The sequence below is a fragment of the Pacificibacter marinus genome, assembly GCF_018860665.1.
GTDB lineage: Bacteria > Pseudomonadota > Alphaproteobacteria > Rhodobacterales > Rhodobacteraceae > Celeribacter > Celeribacter marinus_A.
The window spans coordinates 163386-181858 of sequence record NZ_JAHKPK010000018.1; the positions used below are offsets into that span (position 1 = coordinate 163386).

The window sequence follows — 18473 nt, forward strand, 5'->3', positions numbered from 1 at the left end:
ACATGAGCTTTACCCAAGACCTATGGACCATGACGTCCGACCTCCAAGACGCAATTCGCACGATGCCGTTCAATACAGAACTGGCGCAAGGCACTCTCCCATCAGAGACCTTTCGTGAATACATCATTCAGGATGCACATTATCTGGAAGGCTTCGCGCGGGCCCTCGCGCTTGCGGCCTCCCGTGCGCCGGATGCAGACACCATCGCGCGGCTGGCCGGCTCCGCCAGTGGGGCCATTGCGGTGGAGCGACAGTTGCACAGCGAATATATGGTGCTTTACGGCGTCTCGCCTGCGGATTTCGCGGCAACACCACCATCGTGCGCCTGCGATCACTACGTCAACTTTCTCATCCGCGCGGCGGCCGTTGATCCCTTTCCGGTCGCTGTGGCGTCACTGCTGCCTTGCTTTTGGATATATCAGCGCGTTGGCGCCGCTATCCACGCCCAAGCGGCGGCAAATCATCCTTATCGCGCTTGGATTGATACCTATGCCAGCGACGCTTTCGAGGCATCGGTGCAAGGCATGCTTGATCTGACGGACGTTCTGGGAAAAGCCGCCGACATCTCGACACGTACTGCTATGCAAAAAGCCTTTGCCGCAGCGTCTTGGCATGAGTGGACGTTCTGGGACAGCGCCTATCATCGCAAAGGTTGGGTCTCGCCGATCAACGGGGATGGAGCCAAGCCACATACCTCAGCTTGAAAATGTGAACGGAGTGCTCTCCAGTTTCCCAAGATGCCTCTGGCCAGAGCTGGAGGCGGTTTGGCTAACATTTTGGGGCGCTTTCGTGAAATGGCACCCTCCGAGAACATGCTAGAAATCATTTGCGAACAACTACCTGTACTTACGCCGGAACATAGATTGATGCGTTCGCTTTAACCTAAAACCCAACCTCCAACCCCGCTCAGTAATGTTTCACAGAAATGTCACGGAGTTCGCAAGCTGCTGTTACAGACTTCATCAAATCTATGCACACGTGTGCAAACTGTTGTCGCGCACCTCATTTTTTGGAGATACCGACCTGATGAAACAGATAACTTGCGCTCTCGCGCTGCTCGCCTCCACAGCCGCTATGCCGGTTCTGGCAGAAGACATAACCATTACAGTTTGGGCCGGTGGGTCCAACGACAGCGATCATTACCGTATTGATAACATCATGATCGCAGCCGATCTTTTATCGCGCGAAGCTGCCATCCGTGGTGAAGAACTTAACATCACCGTAGAAGGCAAGCGCGATTTTGATGGCTGGGACGGTTTCAAGCAAGCCGTAACCCTTGGCGCTGAAGCGGGCAATGCGCCCAATATCGTCGTCACATCGCATCTGGATATCGCACCTTGGGCCAGTGCCGGTTACATCGTGCCGATTGAAGATTACGTCGATCTGGATTCATGGCCGCTGAACAACGTTTATGCAAACCTGATGGAAATAGCGACCTTTGACGGTACGCAATGGGGCGTCCCTCAAGATGCTGAAAGCCGCCCGTTTTTCTTCTGGAAAGACACTATGGCAAAGCTTGGTTATAGCGACGCTGACATGAATGACATGGCCGCCCGCGTTCAAGCTGGTGACTACACATTGCGTGATATGCTTGCAGATGCCAAAAAGGCCGTGGATATGGGTCTTGTGGACGAGGGATACGGCTTCTACCCACGCGTATCTAACGGTCCTGATTATGCTCAATTTTACCAATCTTTCGGCGGCGAGCTGATGGATCCTGAAACGGGCAAACTGGTACTTGACCGCACAGCCATGACCGAGATGTATCAATTCTTTGTGGATGCTGTTGAGGCCGGCGTGACGCGTAAGAACCATATCGGCACCGATTGGGACCAATGGTATTCTGAAGTGGCCAGCGGTAAGGCCGCGTTCTGGCACGGTGGGACATGGCACTATGGCCGCTACACTGGCAAAGAAGGCAACGACGACTTTTTTGGCACCATTGGTTTCACTTTGATCCCAGCGGGCAATGAAGCGGGCCGTGCCAACACGATCACACATCCGCTGGTTTATCTCGTGACGGATCAAGAAGAAGATCGTGCCGAAGAGATTGCCGCGCAATTGGTCTCCATCGCGTCCGAGCCGCGCTTGAATACCCTTCATGCGATTGCATCCTCGCACTTGGCTATCGGCAAAGCAGAGTCTGATCTGGACCTTTATGCGGGCGATCGTTGGGCCTCCGAAGCAACGGACGTCCTTTTGCCGCACGCAAATGCGCAGCCGAACCACCCAAGCTACGGGGCGTTTTCGGAAGCGATGTTCAAAGGCTTAGAGGCCGCTTGGGCAGGCGTTCAAACCCCTGAAGAGGCCGTGGCCGAAATCGAAGCACAGATGAGCGCCACACTCGGTGACGAGTTGATCATCCGCTAAATCACTTAATCCAACCTTTGCGGCGGTGCGCCCAATGCGTGCCGCCGCTCCTATTTCATGACGAGGTGCAACATGAACCGACAGACCCTATTGGGCTTGAGCTTTATCAGCCCCGCACTGCTGGCTGTGGTGATGTTCTTTCTGCTTCCGGTCGTTTTGACCGTTGTTTTTGCCTTCACCAATATGAGCACCTCAACTGGTATTCTTGGCGGCGAATACCAAATCAGTGAAAGCGATCTGCGTCGCCTCCCCGCAGCGGGAGTGAGTGACGAAGTCGCCGAAATGTTGACGGGCGCGGGCTATGCCGTGCGTCCCGAAACACTGGCACTTTTTGCGGCTGACTTTGGCAAAGATCGCGCCGATGAATTTGACACGCTGCATGGCGGAGCCACTTTCAATGATCGCCGCGCGATGGAGCGGGCGCTTAAGGACCTACGCGGTGATCCGATCCGTGTCGTACGCGAGCGCAAGGCGGCGGCAGAGCTTTTTCGCGTTTCCATCCTTGGCCAGCGCTATCCTACCGAAGCCGAATTTCAAACCGCGATCCGCGAGTTAGGCATCCCCGAGGCCGACCATGCGGCATTGACCAAGGCCGCCTATACAGGCTGGACCTTTACCACCCAGAATTTCGAGCTTTTGTGGGAGCTTCCCGCCACCTGGCGCTATGCACTGAATTCAACAATCTACGTGGTTTTGACCTTGGCATTCAACGTGGGGTTTGGGCTTTTTCTGGCGTTCTCTACCTTTTACCTGCCAACACGCACGGCACAGACCTTCCGCGCCATCTGGTTTTTGCCACGCATTCTGCCGCCCGTCCTCTATGTGGTGATGTGGCAATGGCTGACCTGGGATCAAGGGTTCATATCTGCCATATTGCGCCCCTTTGGCATCGAGCCGATCAACTGGATGCGCCACACGGCCACTCACGCATGGACCTTTATCGTGCTGATCAACGGCTGCGTGGGCGCGTCTTTGGGCATGATTTTGTTTTCATCATCCCTGCGCGCGATCCCCGAAACACATCTATTTGCGGCGCAAGTGGATGGGGCCAACCGCTGGCAACAAGTGCGCTTTGTGCTGCTGCCGCAAATGCGCTGGCCGATCCTATTTATCACGTCCTACCAAACGCTCTCACTGTTGACTTCGTTTGAATACATTCTGCTCGCCACTGACGGCGGCCCAGGACGTCAGACCGAAGTTTGGGCGCTTGCGGCCTATCACACGGCGCTGTCGAACTACGGTGGCAACCTCGAATACGGGCTTGGCGCGGCCTATGCACTTGCGCTGGTCATCATCGGCATTCTGCTTTCCGCGCTTTATTTACGGTTCTTCAATTTCCGCGATCTTGTCGCCAAACCGAGGATCGAACAATGAACACATCACTCAAAGGCAATTGGCTACTTGTCCTCGCCATGTCGCTTATGTCCGCCCCATTGGTCATCATGTATGGTTTCCAATTGATCGATAGCATCTCGCGCCCTGCCCCCGGTGGGATCATTCCACAGGAATGGGAACTGACCAATTGGCGATTTTTGTGGGAGCCTATAGACAGCGCGCGTCCCTCGATCTGGCGCGTGACCTTTAACACCTTTGTCTTCGCCAGCAGCACGGCGCTTTTGGTCTGCGCCTTCTCCATCACGGCGGCCTATGCGCTCTCGCGGCTAAACTTTCCAGCGCGGCGGTTCTTCCTCGCGGGGCTGATTATGTTGCACGCATTCCCGACGATCACCTTAATCATCGCGATCTTCATCGTGCTGCAATTCCTTGGCCTCTACGACAGCTTAATGGGGGTGATCCTTGTCAAAGCCGCATTGGAGTTGCCCTTTGGGATTTGGATTATGAAGGGGTTTTACGACTCTGTACCTTGGGAAATAGAGATGGCAGGCGTCCAAGATGGTGCCTCGCGGTTCCGTGTCTGGCGGGAACTGATCCTGCCGCAGGTCAAGCCGGGCCTTTTAGCGCTGTTGATCTTTTCCTTTCTTGCGGGTTGGTCAGAATTCATTTTGCCACTCGTGCTGGCCCCTGGCGCCGATGCGCAGGTGTTGGCCACTTACATGAACGCGGTCATCGCGGACGACACACGCCCAGACTACGGGCTCTTCAAGGCGATCGGCATGTTCTACGCATTGCCCGTAATCGCTATTTACCTGCTGTTCCAAAAACGGCTCATGAACATCTATGGCGGAGGCACGAAAGGCTAATGCAGATCAAATTGCAAAATTTTACCAAGCGCTTTGGTGACACAACTGTCATCGAGGATATGTCGCTCTCGATCGCCTCGGGCGAAATGATCGCGCTGCTTGGCCCCTCGGGGTGCGGCAAGTCGACAACGCTTTTCGCCATCAGTGGCATTCACCGCATCGATGGTGGATCGCTACACTTTGGCGACCGCGACGTGACCACGCTGCCACCGCAAGACCGCCCCGTGGGTGTCGTGTTCCAAAACTATGCGCTTTACCCGCATATGAGCGTGGCCGAAAACATCGGCTTTCCGCTGCGGGTGCAAAAACTGAAGACGGCAGAGATCAAACGCCGCGTGGGGGAAATGGCTGAGCTGGTCCAAATCGGAAACCTTCTAAAACGCAGACCGCAGCAGCTTTCCGGCGGACAACAGCAACGTGTGGCACTGGCCCGCGCCTTGGTGCGCAAGCCCGACGTGTTGCTTCTTGACGAACCGCTCGCCAATCTAGATGCCAAGTTGCGCCTTGAAATGCGGTCGGAAATCCGCCGCCTTCAGCGCGAAACGGGCATCACCGCGATCCTCGTCACCCATGACCAGATCGAAGCCATGTCCATGTGTGACCGCATCGCCTTGATGAGGGACGGTCGGATTGAGCAAATCAGCACGCCATCCGAGATGTATGAACGCCCCGCATCGCATTACGTTGCAGGTTTTCTTGGCAATCCGCCGATCAGCTTTGTGCAGGCCGAAGCCAATGGGAAACTCATACTCGGCGCAGGAAACGCCTTGCCAATGCCGCAGGGCATTTCCGCTCGCGGCGCGATCACCATTGGCATCCGCCCTGAACATTTCGGGCCGCAGCATCAAGGGCCTTCTGTGTCTGGTCGCGTGAGCTTTATCGAACCGCAGGGGCGCGAGGATTTGATCGACGTGACCCTGCCCGATACCCAACGTCTGCGCGCCATCGTGCCAGCTGGTCATAACTTCGCACTTGGTCAGGATGTCAGTTGGCAAGTGGATTTATCGCGCACGCATTTGTTTAACGCCGATGGGGCACGTCTATGACCGCTATTGATTGGACCCGCCCCGCGCGCCCTTATTCTATCGCCCATCGAGGTGCGGCGGCCTATGCGCCCGACAACACGATAGAGGCCTTTCGCATCGCCAGCCGCATTGGCGCGGATATGTGGGAGGTTGACATCCGCGTGACCTCTGATGGTGAAATCATCGCCTTCCACGACAAAATACTCTCGGACGGGCGCAAGATTATCGACACGCCCTTTGCCGAGATCCTTGCCCATACCACCGCAGAACACCGCCCCTGCCCGCTGCTGCGCGATGTGGTGGCCGAGGCTGCAAAACTTGGTGCGGGCATCTATGCCGACATCAAAGACACGGATGCCACCTTGCCGACCCTTCACATGCTGCAAGAGCACGGTATCACCCGCGCGATCCTTGGGGCGTTTAATCCGAAAGCCGCACAGATTCTGGCCGAGGCAGACAGCCCCTACCCGCGTTCCGTGCTTGTCCCGCTTGGGGCCGAACCATTTTCCTATGCCGATGGCGCAGATGTGATCCATTTGTGTTGGGAGCGCATGGAACGCCCGCAGGACACCCTAACGGATGAACTGTTCGAGCGCGCCTTTGCCAATGGTCAAACGATTGCGATCTGGCATGAAGAAGACCCCCTGCGCATGGCTGCGATCCGCAACCGTCCTGTCATCGGCATTTGCTCTGACCTACCCGAGTTGGTCAATCAACCCGGGCACGGCTTGCCGTTTGAAACAGCCTGCCATCGCGGTGCCAACAAGATCGCGCCTGAGAATACTTTGCCCGCATTTGAATGTGCTCTCGCCGCTGGATTTGAATATGTAGAATGCGACCTACAACTGACCGCTGACGGGGAAATTGTACTCCACCATGACCAGACACTGGAGCGGACGACGAATGGACGGGGGCCAATCACCGCGTTGACCCTGTCTGAGTTGCGCGCGCTGGATGCCGGGCATTGGTTCAGCCCGCATTTCGCAGGGACGCAGATACCGACACTGACCGAGCTTCTCGATCTCCTACACCGCTACGACGGGCGAGCTTACTTGGAACTCAAATCCGCCCCTCCCGCACCCGCGTGGCAGAAGGTATGTGATGCAGGACTGCAAGATCGCGTGTTTTTCTGGTCCTTCAATCACGCCGCCCTCAAAGAGTTACGCGTCCTCGCGCCAAAGGCGAACATCATGGCGCGGCGACAGGATTACGCCACGCTCCAAGACACACTCGACGATCTCGCACCGCAAATCGTTGAGTTTACGTTGCCAGAAGGCACAGAGGATTTCGCCGCAGTGCGAGACGCGGGGGCCTGCGTTATGATCGCCGCGATGGCTGGTGATCGCGCAACCTTGGCGCAGGTCATAGCCGCAGCCCCTGACATCGCCAATGTTGATCATCCCTTTGATCTTGCCCGACAGGTGCGCGGATGAACGATCACACGGTGAATGAACATCGCCGCCCCACATCGCATGACGTGGCACGATTGGCAGGTGTCTCACGCTCTGCCGTGTCACGTTGCTTCACGCCCGGAGCCAGCATTGCAGACGAGACCCGTGCAAAAATTATGACAGCCGCGGCAGAACTGGGCTATCGCACCAATGCGTTAGCGCGCAACCTAAAGTCACAACAATCACAACTGGTCGCGATCCTCGCCTCACGTTTGGATACACCGTTTCGTGCGCGGCAGGTGAAATATCTCTCTCGGGCGCTGATTGCGCAGGGGTTTCGCCCCCTGCTACTGACCGCCGAGCGCAGTGATGATCTGGAGCCGTTGCTGTCGTCCATGCTTGATTATAATCTTGCGGGCATGATCGTCACCTCGGACACGCCACCCACTGCCGTGATTGAGGAATGCAAACGATTGCGGGTGCCATTGGTGCTGATCAACCGAAACCCAGAACCCAACGGAGGGGATCGGATCGAGCTTGATACCACGGCTGCCGCCGAGGTTGTTTTTGATATATTGTACCAAGCAGGTGCGCGCCGCTTTGCCGTGCTGCGCCCCGAAGATCGAACCTATACTGTGATGGGGCGCGTTCATGCCTTTGACGCGCTTGTGCGTGCCAAAGGTATGACCTGTCATCAGTTGCCCTGTGATAGCCAATCCTATGGCGCAGGGCGCGACGCAATGCGCCAATACGCAGATATTTTGCAAACCTGCGACGGTCTTTTTGCCACGTCAGATTTACTGGCCTGCGGGGCCTTAGATGGGCTGCGCCTTGATCTCAATATGCAGGTGCCCAAAGATATTCACGTTGTGGGATTTGATGATATAGAACAGGCAAGCTGGGCGTCTTATGATCTCAGCACCGTACGACAAGACCCAGAAAAGCAAGCCGGCACAGCCGTCGAGGTCATGCTATATCGCTTGCAAATGCCCGACGCGCCGACACTTTTGAAACATCCGCCGCTCAAACCGATCCTGCGCGGCACCACTGGAAAGCCTGATTTCACATGACCCTGCACGACCGACTGTCCTTTGCCGTATCTCTCGCAAAAGAGGCAGGCTCCCTCGCTCTCACGATGCGCGCATCGCAAGAGGGGCTAACAATCGACGCCAAAGGCCCGCAAGATTTTGTGACCGCCGCGGATCTTGCCGTGGAAACCTTGATCCGTGATCGTATAGCCAAGGCCTTCCCCAACGACGCCATCATCGGCGAGGAAGAAGGGCGTCACGGGGATACATCCTCTGGTGAGGTGTGGATCATTGATCCCATCGATGGGACGACAAATTTCATGCGCGGATTGCCCGATTGGGCCGTGTCCATTGCCTGTGCAACTGCGGGGGAGATCGTCCTCGGGGTGATATTTGCGCCCGACCACGATCTGATGCTCGAAGGTCTGTTGGCGGACACACCAATCGCACGCAAAAACGGAGCGGCCGTGCAGCCCGCAACCAGTCGCACGGCCACAGAGGCGTTGATCGCCGTCGGGTGGTCCCCACGGACGGCCTTCACTGATCATGCAGCTTTCCTTGCTCAGATCGTCGCACAAGGTGGTGAATATCGCCGTTCAGGAGCCGCCACAATCGGCTTAATCGGCGTCGCGTGCGGGTGGGTTGATGCCTATGTCGAGCGCGAATTGAACCTATGGGATGCCGCTGCGGGGATCGCAATTATTCGTGCGGCAGGCGGGACCGTGGAGGCGCCTGACTTTACGCCTAATCTCAAATCGCCCGCCCCTTTTCTGGCCTTAGCGCGCGCAGATCATGAGCTGGCGCCGATCTTGCGTTTATCAAACGTTTAACGACAGAAAACGCTGTGCCAAATTGTCGGTGCCAAATTTCAGGACGTTGCATTGCAACATTGTAATCGTCTGCCAAAAGGCACTTTGGCCAATATCTGATCGGTGTTAGAGAAAACTGATTTCCAAGCCCGTGATTTGAGTGACCATTTCACCCGAATTTACAGCGCTATATATCGACCTTGGGGTGGTCTCTTTTCATTTTTTTATGCAAAGGGGCCACTGGTTTTTCTGCCGTCATAATCCTGTAACGAATCTCAAATATGTAAATGGAAACGTTTCCAATGAGACATATGACATGCGACCCGCAGCCCCCGCTACAATCAAAGACGTTGCTCGGCTTGCGGGCTGTGGCATAGCGACCGCCAGTCGGGTGTTGAATAAATCCGGCCCAGCAAGCACGGAAATGCGAGAACGGGTCGAACGTGCTGCACGTGATTTAGGGTTTAATTTCAACGCGGCAGGACGCGCCCTTCAGAGCCGGAAATCAATGACCATCGGCTGCCTGGTGCCCTCTTTGGCAAATCCAGTATTTGCCGAAGCCGTGCAAGGGGTGCAATCCGAACTTTTGGGATCAGGCTACCAACTGTTGATTTCATGTTCGAACTACGACGATGACGCAGACAACGCAGCAATCACCACATTGCTGGAAAACAATGTGGACGGGATCATAGCCACCATGGTCGCCCCAAACCGCAGCACGGCATTGATGCAAACAAAACAGCGCGATATCCCTGTGTCGCTCATGTTTCATGATCCGATAGACGGCATGGTGACGGCCTACGTTGATAATTTTGTCGCCGCAGCAGAGGTCGCACGCCGTTTTGCAGCCTTTGGCCACACACGCGTCGGCTTTCTGGCGCTGCGTTTTTCGACCTCGGATCGGTCGCGCAATCGATATGCAGGATTTTACAAACAATGTAGAACAAGCGGATTGGCCCAACCGAGCTTGATCGAAATTAGCGAAGAGGATGCGCACCATCCCGAACGATTGGCCGCCATTCTTGCCAGTTACCCTGATGTCACAGCGTTGTTTGCATCGAATGATTTCCTTGCCATCGCTGTCCAAAAAGCAACGCGGCATTTGGGGTGGCAGGTGCCTCAGGATCTTTCTGTTGTTGGGTTTGACGGGATCGAAGTCGGACGGTTGCTGGAAACGCCCTTAAGCACCATTGAAACATCCCCCGAAGCGATGGGGCGGCAGGCCGCTCAGTCGCTTCTAAACGCATTGCAGGGGCTTGGATTGAAACAACGCCCGCCCCTGCCCTTTTCTTTTCGGGAGGGCGAAACCCTTGCGGCTCCCAACCCGAAAAGGACTGACGACGATCGGGTCGCCGCCCAACCGTCGTCTGTTCACCCCGCTCAAGATCAAAATCAATCAAGGACGAACCCATGAAACATACACTTTTTGCTGCCTTGGCTGCAACCGCACTTACCGCAGTTGCCACGCCTCTATTTGCGGATGATGCTATCTGTTACAACTGCCCACCCCAATGGGCAGACTGGGCTTCTATGTTAGAGGCGATTGACGAAAAACTTGATATCCAGATGCCACATGACAACAAAAACTCTGGTCAAACCATCAGCCAGTTGATTGCCGAACGTGCAAGCCCTGTGGCCGATGTTGCCTACTACGGTGTCACAACGGGCATCAAAGCGGGCCAAGACGGGCTTGTTGAACCTTATAAACCAACCGGTTTTGACGACATCCCTGACGGATTAAAAGACGCTGACGGCAATTGGTTTGCTATTCACTATGGCACAATCGGCTTTTTCGTAAACGTCGACGCATTGGCCGGCGCGCCTGTGCCGCAATGTTTCGCGGACCTGACCAAACCTGAATACCGCGGCATGGTTGGCTATCTTGATCCGTCATCCGCCTTTGTCGGCTACACGGGTGCGGTTGCTGTGAACCAAGCCTTTGGTGGTGATTTGAACAACTTCGATCCAGCCATCGAATATTTCAACGATCTGGCAAAAAATGATCCTATCGTACCAAAACAAACGTCTTTTGCGCGTGTCGTATCTGGCGAAATTCCAATCTTGGTTGATTACGATTTCAACGCCTATCGCGGCAAATATGAAGAAGACGGCAATTTCGAATTTGTACTGCCCTGCGAAGGGTCTTTGCGCGTGCCTTATGTCATGAGCCTTGTAAAAGACGCACCGAACTCGGATGCAGGCAAACGCGTTTTGGATTTCATCTTGTCTGATGAAGGCCAAGCGATCTGGACCAATGCTTACTTGCAACCAGCGCGCCCTGTGGAATTGCCTGCCGATGTGGCTGCCAAATTCCTGCCTGCCAGCGAATATGACCGCGCCGCATCTGTTGACTACAGCGACATGGCCGCCGTGCAAGCTGCCTTTGGCGAACGGTATTTGTCAGACGTAAAATAACGCCATTTTCACACAAGGAGGGTGCGTCACCGCGCCCTCCACTTGCGTCAACCAAAGGCATTCAAATGACCTCTCGAACCTTCGTCCAGCTGTGCTTGCTGCCGCTGGCAGTCTTCACACTGACCTTTTTGGCCTTACCCTTGGCCCGCTTGATCCTTGCCTCGGGCGAAGGAGAATTTGGCTGGGGCATTTACCTGAAAATTCTGCAAACCCCGCGCTATTATACAACCTTGCTGCAAACGGTTTTGATCTCAATCGCGGTCACAATCACTGCATTGGGCATTTCAACAACCGCCGGATTGTTCCTTGTGCGGAACCGATTTGCGGGGCGCGGCGTGTTATTGTCCATTCTGACCCTGCCCCTTGCCTTTCCCGGCGTGGTGGTCGGGTTTATGATCATACTCTTGGGGGGACGTCAGGGCTTGGTCAACCAAATCCTGCCCGGTCATTGGGTGTTTGCCTATTCTGCCTTTGGGTTATTTCTTGGGTATCTTTATTTCTCGATCCCGCGCGTTTTACTGACCGTGATGGCCGCCGCAGAAAAGATCGATCCCGCACTCGAAGAAGCCGCACTCACTTTAGGTGCCCCACCGCACCGTGTTGTGCTGGATGTGATCCTGCCCGCTTTGGCGCCTGCGATGATCGCGGCAGGGGCGATTGCCTTTGCCACGGCCATGGGGGCTTTTGGGACTGCATTCACACTGGCCACCAATATCGATGTCTTGCCGATGGTCATTTACACTGAATTCACCTTATCGGCCAATATCGCCATGGCGGCGGCATTGTCGGTTGTTTTAGGCGTGATCACTTGGGCCTTACTTTTAATTGCGCGCAGTTTTTCCGGCACAACTGTCGCGGCAGGAGGTTGAGATGTTCAAATCACCCGCAAAGCTATTCCAGCTCGTCATCACATTACTGGCTTGCGCATTTCTTTTAATCCCCACGTTGCAATCCGCGCTGGCGGGCGTCACCGTGAACTACTTTAGAGGGGTTTCTTCAGGTCTCACGTTCAAATGGATCATCGAGGTTTGGGCGCTCTATTCGGGCAGCATCTTTTTATCAATCTGGCTGGCGCTGGCCTGTCTTATGTGCACCCTGATCATCGGCGTGCCTGCGGCCTATGCGCTTGCACGCAATCCGGGCCGCCTGTCACGCATGCTCGAAGAATTCATCTCGCTTCCACTCGCCATTCCCGGCCTTGCACTGGCATTGGCGCTGTTGCAACTGTATGGTGGTTGGCGTGAATTTCGTATGAGCTGGACATTCATTCTGGTCGGTCACGTTCTGTATACGCTGCCATTTATGGTCCGCTCAGTCATGTCCGTTTTGGCCGCGATAGATTTGAAAACCCTCGAAGAAGGCGCTGCCTCTTTGGGCGCGCCGCCCCATCGCAGGTTCTTGGACATCGTGGTTCCAAATGCGCTGCCCGGTATTCTGGCTGGGGCGCTGACCGTGGTGACCCTATCCATCGGTGAATTCAATCTGACTTGGATGCTGCACACACCGTTTTTGAAAACCCTGCCTGTCGGGCTGGCCGATAGCTATGCCTCTATGCGGTTGGAAATCGCATCCGCTTATACCCTGATCTTCTTTGTGATGATCGTTCCCCTTTTGCTGGCCATGCAATGGGCCACCGCCCGCGCCCAAAGGATCATGTCATGACACTTTCGCTAACCAATACCGCAAAAACCTATGCCGATGGCACGCGTGCTTTGAAGCCCACAAAACTGGATATTGCTCAAGGCGAGATCGTCTCGCTGCTCGGTCCGTCGGGTTGCGGCAAATCCACCTTGCTGCGCATAATCGCAGGGCTAGAAACGCCTGATGAGGGCGCAAAGCTTTTGTTTGATGGCGAAGACTTTACCCGATTTCCCGTTGAAAAACGCAAAGTCGGCATGGTGTTCCAATCTTACGCGCTGTTCCCGAATATGTCGGTGCGCGGCAACATAGGCTACGGCCTAAAAATGCAAAAACTACCCAAAACCGAAATCAACAGACGTGTGGATGAGGTCATCACGCTGTGCCAACTTGAACCCTATGCGGCCCGCCCCATCAATGCGCTTTCAGGCGGCCAGCGCCAAAGGGTCGCCTTGGCCCGCGCCTTTGCACCGCGTCCGCGACTGTTGTTGTTGGATGAACCTCTGTCGGCATTGGATGCCGCCTTGCGCGGGCAATTGTGTGATGAATTGGCACAGCTTTTGCGCAGCTTTGGTATAACGGCGATATTTGTGACCCATGATCAAGACGAAGCCATGGCCATCGCAGATCGCGTTGCTGTGATGTCTCATGGTGAAATCGCTCAAATCGGCACGCCTGAAGTGCTCTACCGCGCGCCCCAGTCTGAATTCGTCGCACGCTTCATAGGGGCCGCCATGCCGCTGGGGCGTCACATCGATGACAACACGTTGCACTTTGAAACGGGGTCTCTCAATCTAGCGGGCTCACAAGCAGGCAAAAAAGCGTTCATACGTGCCGAAGATGTCCGTCTGGACGACACTGGCCCGCTACGAGCCAAGGTCATATCGGTGACATTCTTAGGCACGCATTACCGCATCGCTCTTGCAGGTTTGGCCCCAGATCCAGTCTTTGCCTTGCACAGCGCACTCAGCGCCCCCAAAGTTGGCGACACAGTGGGCGTTGCCATCAATCCTGCTGCAATATTGATGTTGCCCTCTGATAAGAAAGCCGCCTAATGCCTGCATTTATTCAAATCACCGACACTCATATCGTCGAAAAAGGCCGGTTGGTCTGTGATGCGTCTGATACAAATGCGGCGCTTCGCAAGGCTATACTATCGATCAATAACCGTTTGCCTGCGCTGGGACAGATAGACTGCGCGATTGTCACGGGCGATCTGACAGACAATGGCACCCTCGAAGAGTATGCGCATTTTTCCGAAATCATGGCTGACCTTGACTTGCCGTGGATCGCCATTCCGGGCAATCATGATCATCGCGAGACGATGCGCACAGCTTTTGCGCAACAAGACTGGATGCCATCCTCTGGCCCGATCCAATGGTTGCGTGATTTTGGTCCCTTCGCGGTCTTGGGGCTTGATACCTTGCTGGAGGGCGCGCATCACGGAGAACTGTCGGCCCCTGCATTCGCTTTCCTTGACGAACAGCTGATCAAACTTGCAGGAAAGCCCTTGATTGTCGCCACACATCATCCGTGGATGCATTGTGGAATTACAGAAATGGACGCCGATAATCTGCGCAATGGCGCAAAACTGATGGAACGGCTGGAACACTATTCCGGCCCAACCCGCATGATATCGGGACATGTCCATCGTGCGGTTACAGGTCAAATTGGCAGTGTTTTGTGTCAGATTTCGCCTAGCACGTGTCACTCCGTGCATCGTGACCAACGTAAAGAGGCCATCCATTCACTCGCGCTGGAACCAGGAGCTGTCACATTGTTCACATGGGCTCGCGGAGCTCAATCAGGATTGATCTCGGACATTTTATCACTTGAAAAGATTGACCACCCAGTCCCGTTTTGATGTCTCCCACTATTGCGGACAGCTTTGCGGTTGCACAGTCTGAACGTGGTCGAAACCTGACGCCAACACTTGGTCGCTCGCCTTGTTCAAAAACAGCATAAACATACAGGATTTTAGCCCAGCCTTCGCAAAAGAAAGCTGGGCCTTTTCGCATGTTTTTAAGCTATGTGATTACGAGCACACCCTTGCGCGCGGCGCTGTTTCCAACAACATCCGCGTGTAATCATTCTCAGGTGCATCGAACAAAGCCTCAGACTCGCGGCATTCAATAATCACACCCTTTTTCATCACGGCAACACGATCAGACACCTGACGCACAACCGCCAAATCATGGCTGACAAACAACATTGTAAGCCCCAAGGAGCGCCGCAATTCCATTAACAGTGCCAGCATGTCAGCCTGAATAGACACATCAAGTGCTGAAGTCGGTTCATCACATAACAAGAATCTTGGCCGCACAGAAAGCGCGCGGGCGATGCAAATTCGCTGACGCTGGCCGCCCGAAAACTGGTGCGGAAATTTTCGCCCCGCATCTGCAGGCAACCCCACACGCTCTAAAAGCGCCCCGACAAGATGATTAATCTGACCACGCTCTGCCAACCCATGAAACCGAATGGGTTCGGCAAGAATTTGATCAACGCGCATGCGACTGTTTAATGACGAATATGGATCCTGAAACACCACTTGCACATCCCGACGCAAAGCCTTTCGCGCGGCGGCAGATTTGACCTGTGTCAGCGGGCCGTGATCGGTGAAGGACACAGTTCCATGTGTGGGCTGCATCAAGCCAGTCAAAATACGCCCAAGCGTTGATTTGCCAGAGCCGCTTTCCCCCACAAGCCCTAAAACTTCGCCGCGTGCGATGGAAATATCCGGCACCTCAAGAGCACGAAACCCACTGCCCTTGCCCCAAAAGGTCGTTTTACGGGTGGCGAAATCCATTTCCAAAGCTGTTGCTGTTAAAAAGTCGCCAGTCTGCGCACTGGGCTTGTTTTCAAGCAGCCACTTATCGATTTCTCCCGTCTTTTTGGGCGGATTTCTAAACCGTTCTTCGCGCAGATCAATGCGTGGGATCGCGGCAATCAAATCTTGGGTATATTGATTGCTCGGCGCCTCGATCACCTGCGCAGAAGCGCCTGTTTCGATCAGTTTCCCATGCCGCATCACATAAACACGATCCGTCGTTTGCGCGATGACGCCCATATCATGGGTCACAAGGATCACCCCAAGAAACCGTTCAACACAAATGCTACGGATCAAATCCAACACCTGTTTTTGCACGGATACATCCAGCGCCGTTGTGGGTTCATCTGCGATCAAAAGATCAGGATCGCCTGCCATCGCCAGCGCAATCACCACTCTTTGCCGCATGCCACCTGAAAACTCATGTGGGTATTGATTCATGCGATCCGAAGCTTCGGGAATACCTACGCCGCTTAGCCGTTCAACGGCCATGACACGGGCCTGTTGCATCGTCACATTTTGCAGCACAGAAATGGTTTCACTAAGTTGATCCCCCACGGTCATCAACGGATTGAGCGATGTCATAGGGTCTTGAAAAATCATCCCGATCCGCCGACCGCGCAGATAGGCCATTTCCTTGTCGGTCTTTTGAACAATGTCATCGCCGTCTAGCAAAACACGCCCGCCAGTGACTTTGCCCGGATGGGACAACAGGTCCATAATAGCGTTACCAATGGTGGATTTCCCTGCCCCGCTTTCACCAATCAGGCCAACAATTTCACCTCGTTTGACATGCATATCAAATCCGTGAACCGCGACGAAATCACCATTTCGATGAGGAAAGGTCACTTGCAGACCTTCCACTTTGCATAAAAAATCTGTCATCGTAACCTCGGATTTAAATAGTCGCGGACCCAGTCAGCAACAAGATTGAAAGCAACCACCATCACAAGCAGCATCGTGCCGGGAAAAATAACCACCCACCAAATACCGGAGAACAAATACTGACTGCCGATTTGAATAAGCGCACCCAGAGATGGTTCGGTAAGCGGCGTGCCTAATCCCAGAAACGACAACGTCGCCTCGGTCACGATGGCCACGGCAATCTGCAGCATCGCCAACACCAGCACCGGTCCCAAAATATTAGGCGTGATGTGACGCAAAATGATTGTCCGCGTTGGTAGGCCAATAGCCTCGCAAGATGTCACATAATCCTGCCGCCGCTGGACCATAACAGACGCCCGCACAATACGCGCAAACTGCACCCAGCCGGCCAGCCCAATGGCCAAAACCATGATCGGAACCGCCGCAGCCGCAAAGACCTCTGCGGGCAATGTGGTTTTAAGGATGCCGTTGAACAGCAATGCAATCAAAATGGGTGGAAAGGCAAATTGAACTTCGGCAACGCGCATCAATATCGCGTCTGTCCAGCCCCCAAAATAGCCAGCCAGCAACCCGACAGCCATGCCAATCAGCACGGATAGAAGCACAGCCCCCAAGCCGACGATCAAGGAAATACGGCCACCATATAACATCGCGGACAACACATCACGTCCTTGCAAATCAGTGCCCAACAAGAACCGCGCGTCGGCTCCATCTTGCCAAACGGGCGGCAAGTTATTGTCCATGATCGATATTGTGGCAGGATCAAACGGCGTATGCGGTGCAAATATCGGCGCGAATGCGCATCCGATGACAATCATTCCAATGATAAGCGAAGATATGACGGTGACGGGTGAATTCAGCAATTCGTACCAAAAATCAGAGCGTATTTTTTCAAACATATCAGCGGGCTCCGTGACGAATACGCGGATCGATCAGAACATAGATCGCATCAACGAGAAGATTTGAGATTGTAAAAATAAGCCCAACGAAAATCAGATAAGCGGCCAGCAACGGAATGTCGCTTTGGCCGATTGCATGCAAAAGCAAAGACCCCATGCCCGGCCATTGGAAAACCCGTTCGGTGATGATCGAAAAGGCAAACAACGAACTCAGTTGCAAACCAATGGCCGTCACCACAGGCACCAAGGTATTTTTCAAAGCGTGCCCAAGATATACATGGCGCGCCGGAAGTCCGCGCGCCCATGCGAACCGAATGTAATCCGTGCGTAATACTTCAAGCATTTCGGCACGTATCAAGCGTAAGATCACGCCCAATTGGAACAGACACAACACCGCAGCCGGCATCAACGCATGTCGCAAGCCATCCAAGGTGAACAGGCTTGTCTCAAAGCCGAGCACCGAAGCCACATCCCCGCGTCCAAAGGATGGCAACCAGTTCAGCCATACCGAATAAACAAGGATCAACAAGATCCCCAACAAGAATGAAGGTACAGAGACACCAATGACTGACAGCGCCATGATGGTCTGAGCAATACCGCCTTTGCGTTTGATCCCTGTGTAAATACCAGCCGGAACAGCCAGCAAAAGCGACAAAACACCAGACAATAGCACAAGTTCAATCGTGGCCGGTAAACGGTCGGCAATCATTTCGCTGACCTCGCGATTGAAACTATAGGAAATGCCAAAATCACCCTGAATCGCATTGGCGACATAGCGAAAATATTGGACAATGATAGGGTCGTTAAGCCCTAGACTTTCGCGCAACGCATCGCGTTCAGCGACGGTGGTTTCCTGTCCGACAAGTGCCAGCACGGGATCACCGATATATTGAAAGACAAGAAAGCCAATGAAAGCGACGCAAAGCATCACGATGGCCGCCTGAAAAAGTCTGGCGATTAGAAACTGCATATATGATTTCCGAAA

General features: G+C 54.3%; 17 protein-coding genes. 14 read left to right on the forward strand and 3 right to left on the reverse strand.

Going from position 1 to position 18473, the window contains the following annotated elements:
• The first annotated feature begins 2 nt into the window (after window positions 1-2).
• From KO497_RS05330 to KO497_RS05395, 14 genes are all read left to right on the forward strand, one after another.
• Window positions 3-704, forward strand: a complete 702-nt coding sequence (locus tag KO497_RS05330; RefSeq protein ID WP_215942931.1) for a TenA family protein — start codon at window positions 3-5, stop codon at window positions 702-704.
• A gap of 322 nt (window positions 705-1026) precedes the next feature.
• Window positions 1027-2370: an ABC transporter substrate-binding protein gene (locus KO497_RS05335; protein ID WP_252729525.1), complete on the forward strand. Its 1344-nt coding sequence runs from the start codon at window positions 1027-1029 to the stop codon at window positions 2368-2370.
• Window positions 2371-2442: 72 nt separating this feature from the next.
• The gene (locus KO497_RS05340; RefSeq protein ID WP_215942932.1) at window positions 2443-3744 is read left to right on the forward strand and encodes a carbohydrate ABC transporter permease; all 1302 of its coding nucleotides are present in this window, start codon (window positions 2443-2445) and stop codon (window positions 3742-3744) included.
• Window positions 3741-4571 (forward strand): carbohydrate ABC transporter permease, encoded by an 831-nt coding sequence (locus KO497_RS05345; RefSeq protein WP_215942933.1) that lies wholly within the window; start codon window positions 3741-3743, stop codon window positions 4569-4571. The genes KO497_RS05340 and KO497_RS05345 overlap by 4 nt, the downstream gene beginning before the upstream one ends.
• Window positions 4571-5617 carry an ABC transporter ATP-binding protein gene (locus KO497_RS05350; protein ID WP_215942934.1) on the forward strand — a complete coding sequence of 349 codons (1047 nt, stop codon included), beginning with the start codon at window positions 4571-4573 and terminating at the stop codon, window positions 5615-5617. The genes KO497_RS05345 and KO497_RS05350 overlap by 1 nt, the downstream gene beginning before the upstream one ends.
• Entirely contained in the window at window positions 5614-7029 is a 1416-nt protein-coding gene (locus tag KO497_RS05355; RefSeq protein WP_215942935.1) for a glycerophosphodiester phosphodiesterase, read from the forward strand. Before KO497_RS05350 ends, KO497_RS05355 begins: the two co-directional genes overlap by 4 nt.
• Complete coding sequence (locus tag KO497_RS05360; RefSeq protein WP_215942936.1) at window positions 7026-8057, forward strand: LacI family DNA-binding transcriptional regulator; 1032 nt, start codon at window positions 7026-7028, stop codon at window positions 8055-8057. The genes KO497_RS05355 and KO497_RS05360 overlap by 4 nt, the downstream gene beginning before the upstream one ends.
• Entirely contained in the window at window positions 8054-8845 is a 792-nt protein-coding gene (locus KO497_RS05365; RefSeq protein WP_215942937.1) for an inositol monophosphatase family protein, read from the forward strand. Before KO497_RS05360 ends, KO497_RS05365 begins: the two co-directional genes overlap by 4 nt.
• Before the next feature lie 295 nt (window positions 8846-9140).
• The gene (locus KO497_RS05370; protein ID WP_215942938.1) at window positions 9141-10238 is read left to right on the forward strand and encodes a LacI family DNA-binding transcriptional regulator; all 1098 of its coding nucleotides are present in this window, start codon (window positions 9141-9143) and stop codon (window positions 10236-10238) included.
• Complete coding sequence (locus KO497_RS05375; RefSeq protein ID WP_215942939.1) at window positions 10235-11239, forward strand: ABC transporter substrate-binding protein; 1005 nt, start codon at window positions 10235-10237, stop codon at window positions 11237-11239. Before KO497_RS05370 ends, KO497_RS05375 begins: the two co-directional genes overlap by 4 nt.
• A 65-nt stretch (window positions 11240-11304) precedes the next feature.
• Window positions 11305-12108, forward strand: a complete 804-nt coding sequence (locus tag KO497_RS05380; protein ID WP_215942940.1) for an ABC transporter permease — start codon at window positions 11305-11307, stop codon at window positions 12106-12108.
• Window position 12109: 1 nt separating this feature from the next.
• Window positions 12110-12901, forward strand: a complete 792-nt coding sequence (locus KO497_RS05385; protein ID WP_215942941.1) for an ABC transporter permease — start codon at window positions 12110-12112, stop codon at window positions 12899-12901.
• Window positions 12898-13932 (forward strand): ABC transporter ATP-binding protein, encoded by a 1035-nt coding sequence (locus KO497_RS05390; RefSeq protein ID WP_215942942.1) that lies wholly within the window; start codon window positions 12898-12900, stop codon window positions 13930-13932. The genes KO497_RS05385 and KO497_RS05390 overlap by 4 nt, the downstream gene beginning before the upstream one ends.
• Window positions 13932-14741 (forward strand): phosphodiesterase, encoded by an 810-nt coding sequence (locus tag KO497_RS05395; protein ID WP_215942943.1) that lies wholly within the window; start codon window positions 13932-13934, stop codon window positions 14739-14741. Before KO497_RS05390 ends, KO497_RS05395 begins: the two co-directional genes overlap by 1 nt.
• A 171-nt stretch (window positions 14742-14912) precedes the next feature.
• Here the strand turns inward: KO497_RS05395 and KO497_RS05400 are convergent, their stop codons facing one another.
• From KO497_RS05400 to KO497_RS05410, 3 genes are read right to left on the reverse strand one after another with little or no spacing between them, the layout of a single operon-like run.
• Window positions 14913-16589, reverse strand: coding sequence for a dipeptide ABC transporter ATP-binding protein (locus KO497_RS05400; protein ID WP_215942944.1), 1677 nt, complete (start codon window positions 16587-16589; stop codon window positions 14913-14915).
• A complete protein-coding gene (locus KO497_RS05405) occupies window positions 16586-17488 on the reverse strand; it encodes an ABC transporter permease (RefSeq protein ID WP_215942945.1) in 903 nt (300 codons plus the stop codon). The genes KO497_RS05400 and KO497_RS05405 overlap by 4 nt, the downstream gene beginning before the upstream one ends.
• Window position 17489: 1 nt before the next feature.
• Window positions 17490-18458 carry an ABC transporter permease gene (locus KO497_RS05410; RefSeq protein ID WP_215942946.1) on the reverse strand — a complete coding sequence of 323 codons (969 nt, stop codon included), beginning with the start codon at window positions 18456-18458 and terminating at the stop codon, window positions 17490-17492.
• Between the last annotated feature and the right edge of the window lie 15 nt (window positions 18459-18473).